3 protein-coding genes are annotated in these 3,161 nt (G+C 62.7%); 1 reads left to right on the top strand and 2 read right to left on the bottom strand.

The window, feature by feature from the left end; translation table 11 throughout:
• Nucleotides 1–89 precede the first annotated feature (89 nt).
• Together QMX91_RS30125 and QMX91_RS30120 are read right to left on the bottom strand one after the other, a co-directional pair.
• The gene (locus tag QMX91_RS30125) at nt 90–1,484 is read right to left on the bottom strand and encodes an FAD/NAD(P)-binding protein (RefSeq protein ID WP_282413834.1); all 1,395 of its coding nucleotides are present in this window, start codon (nt 1,482–1,484) and stop codon (nt 90–92) included.
• A complete protein-coding gene (locus QMX91_RS30120; protein ID WP_103368869.1) occupies nt 1,485–2,048 on the bottom strand; it encodes an XRE family transcriptional regulator in 564 nt (187 codons plus the stop codon).
• Nucleotides 2,049–2,133: 85 nt separating this feature from the next.
• On the opposite strand from QMX91_RS30120, the gene QMX91_RS30115 reads away from it, so the two are divergent.
• Nucleotides 2,134–3,069: a DMT family transporter gene (locus QMX91_RS30115; protein WP_282413833.1), complete on the top strand. Its 936-nt coding sequence runs from the start codon at nt 2,134–2,136 to the stop codon at nt 3,067–3,069.
• The last annotated feature ends 92 nt before the right edge of the window (nt 3,070–3,161 follow it).

Here is a 3,161-nt window from a genome sequence, read left to right as displayed (position 1 = left end):
GCGTCAGCCCCTTCAGCAATGAGGTGAAAGACCCACCGCTATCGCGAGCAGGCTCACTCCTACAGGGATCTGTGCAAGCCGGTCTGCTTTCATTCCACCAGCCGCGCCGCCAGCGCCTTCGCCTGCAACGCCACATCCGTCACCGCAGTGCTCTCCCACCACATCCCGCGCAACGGTGGCCCCATCGCGAACAATCGGCTGCCGGCCTGCCCTTCAGCATCCAGCACCGCCCCGTCCACCGCCGCTGCAATCCCCAACGCCAACGGCCCCGGACGCACCAGCCCACGCGCCAGCAACTGCTGCGGCAGCGGTCGCGCGACGCGGCGCCAGTCGTACTCGATGCCGCTGGAATTGATCAGCGCTGCCCCCTGTACCACACAGGTTTCTACCTCGCCCCGACGCCGAATTCGAATGCTCACACCCTCGCCCGTCATCGGCTCAAGCCCTTTGAACAACGCCGCCTGAATCCGCAACCGTCCTTCGTTGTGCAAGCGCTCAACCAATGCTGCACTCAGCGGCGGCGACCGGTGATGATGACTCTCCCACCACGGCCGCACATGGCGTACGAATTGTCGACGCTGCACGTCAGTCGCCTGACTCCACAGCCGTCCGATATGGGCCCGCACCGTGTCCAGCGGCGCCTGCCAATCGATGCCCTGAGCGATCGCCTCGCGGCAATGCCTGCGCAGCTCGCGCAACAACTGTCGAGGTGTGCGAATGCTCTGATCTTCGGCAAGAAAATCCACCCACACCGGCGGTTGTCGACGCACATGGGGCAGCAAACCGTGACGGGAAAACACTTCGATCGGCCCGCGATGACCGGCCTGCTCCAGTGAAACCACGGCATCGACCATGGTCAGGCCGGAGCCGATGATCAGCACAGTCGACTGCGGATCGAGCTGACGCATGGCGGCGACATCCCACGGATCAAGCGCTGCGGCGTTCAGGCCGCTGGACTCTTTCTGCGGTGTGCGCGCGGCGGGGAACATGCCCGTAGCGAGCACGGCATAGGCGCCGCGCAGAGTCTGCCCATTGCTCAAGCTCATTTGCACCGAATCCGCATCAGTTTGCAGATCGACGACTTCAGCGCGAACGTGCTCGACGGTCGAACCATGCTGCGCACCAACGACGCGCGCCTCGGCCAGACGCTGCTGCACATACACGCCAAACAAGCCACGTGGCGGGAACAGCTCACTGATCGGCACATTCTGCTCGGCAGATTCCGGCCAGCCACCGGCAGCGATGTGCGCGGTCAGCCATTGAGTCAGATCATCGGGGTTATCGGGGTCGACACTCATGCGCGCCGCATTGCCGTTGAGCGTGTGGCCCAGTTCGACGGCGTTGTAAGCTTCACCGCGACCGAGTTCGGCGCGCGGTTCGATGATCAGGATCCGACGCTGGCCGGGCAGTCGCAGCAGTTGCACGGCCAGCATCGTGCCGCTGAGGCCACCGCCGATGATCAGGATGTCTGCGTTCTGACTCATTCAAATCACCACATTGCGCACAAAGCGCACCGCCACCGGCCCGTCATTGCGATAGCCATGGGGCTGGTTGCTGGCAAACATGAAAAACTCGCCGCTCGCAATGGTATTGGTCACATCACCCACCGTTAGCGTCAGGCAACCTTCGAACACATAAATCTGCTCGCTCCAGCCATCGGCGTCGGGTTGCGACGGATAGACCTCGCCCGGTTGCAGACACCATTCCCATTGTTCGACTTCACGGGTGGCGGTGGCCTTGGATAGCAGTACCGCTTTGCTCCCGGGAATCACCCCGGCCCACGCCACCTCGTTGATGCGGCTGGTATCGCGTGCATCGGGGGCCTGGATCAGGTCGCTGAAGGCCACGTCGAGCGCTTCGGCAACGCGATCGAGGGTGGTCAGGCTGACATTCTTTTCCCCGGCCTCGATCGCCACCAGCATGCGCCGACTGACGCCGGACTTTTCCGCCAGCGCGGTCTGGCTCATGTCGGCAGCGTGGCGCAGGCGCCGAACGTTGTGACTGACGTGTTGCAGGACGGACGCCCGTTGGCTGGAATCTTTGTGCACTATATTGCTCACTCGGTGGGGTTGGGCAGTATACTGCGCAACGTTGGGCGCATTGTGCGTCCTGCCTTTTATAGTGCGCAAGGACATGACGTCAGTGAACAGCTCCCCCACGCCTCTTCGCTTCTCCCGTTTCAGCAAGGCCGAGTGCGTGCTGGTGCTGATCACCATGGTCTGGGGCGGCACGTTCCTGCTGGTGCAACACGCCATGACCGTCAGTGGGCCGATGTTCTTTGTCGGCCTGCGCTTTGCGGCGGCGGCTTGCATCGTCGCGCTGTTCTCCTGGCGCCACTTGCGTGAACTGACCCTGTTCGAGCTCAAGGCCGGATCGTTCATCGGCGTGGCGATCATGCTCGGTTACGGCTTGCAGACGGTTGGTCTGCAAACGATCCCGAGCAGTCAGTCGGCATTCATCACCGCGCTGTACGTGCCCTTCGTGCCGTTGTTGCAATGGCTGGTGCTGGGCCGTCGTCCGGGGTTGATGCCAAGCATCGGCATCATGCTGGCGTTTACCGGTCTGATGCTGCTGTCCGGGCCGTCCGGGGCGTCGTTGAATTTCAGCCCCGGCGAAATTGCCACCCTGATCAGTGCCATCGCGATTGCCGCCGAGATCATTCTGATCAGCACCTATGCCGGTCAAGTCGATGTACGCCGGGTGACCGTGGTGCAACTGGCGGCGACCTCGGTGCTGTCGTTTCTGTTGGTGGTGCCGACCGGGGAAGCACTTCCGGATTTTTCCTGGACGCTGCTGGTGACTGCTCTGGGACTCGGCGCGGCGAGTGCGGCGATTCAGGTGGCGATGAACTGGGCGCAGAAAAGTGTTTCGCCGACCCGGGCAACCTTGATCTATGCCGGTGAGCCGGTCTGGGCCGGGATCGTCGGGCGAATCGCCGGGGAGCGCTTGCCGGCGATTGCCTTGGTTGGCGCGGGGTTGATTGTCGCGGCGGTGATTGTCAGTGAGCTGAAGACCAAGGGTAAGGTTGTCGAAGTAGACTCTGAGCTGGAGCGGGAGGCCCAAGGCTGATCCGCGATATCTTTAGTGCCTGATCCATCGCCTTCGCGAGCAAGCCCGCTCCCACATTGGAATGTGTTTCAAATGTGGGAGCGGGCTTGCTC

Source organism: Pseudomonas sp. PS01299 (assembly GCF_029960145.1).
Taxonomy (GTDB): domain Bacteria; phylum Pseudomonadota; class Gammaproteobacteria; order Pseudomonadales; family Pseudomonadaceae; genus Aquipseudomonas; species Aquipseudomonas putida_A.
Note: the sequence above shows the minus strand (reverse complement) of the source record. Positions and strands in the feature narration are given on the sequence as shown.

Excerpts from the sequence above, each read along its gene's own strand:
- QMX91_RS30125 (WP_282413834.1), bottom strand. The coding sequence starts at position 1,484 with ATGAGTCAGAACGCAGACATCCTGATCATCGGCGGTGGCCTCAGCGGC.
- QMX91_RS30115 (WP_282413833.1), top strand. The coding sequence starts at position 2,134 with ATGACGTCAGTGAACAGCTCCCCCACGCCTCTTCGCTTCTCCCGTTTC.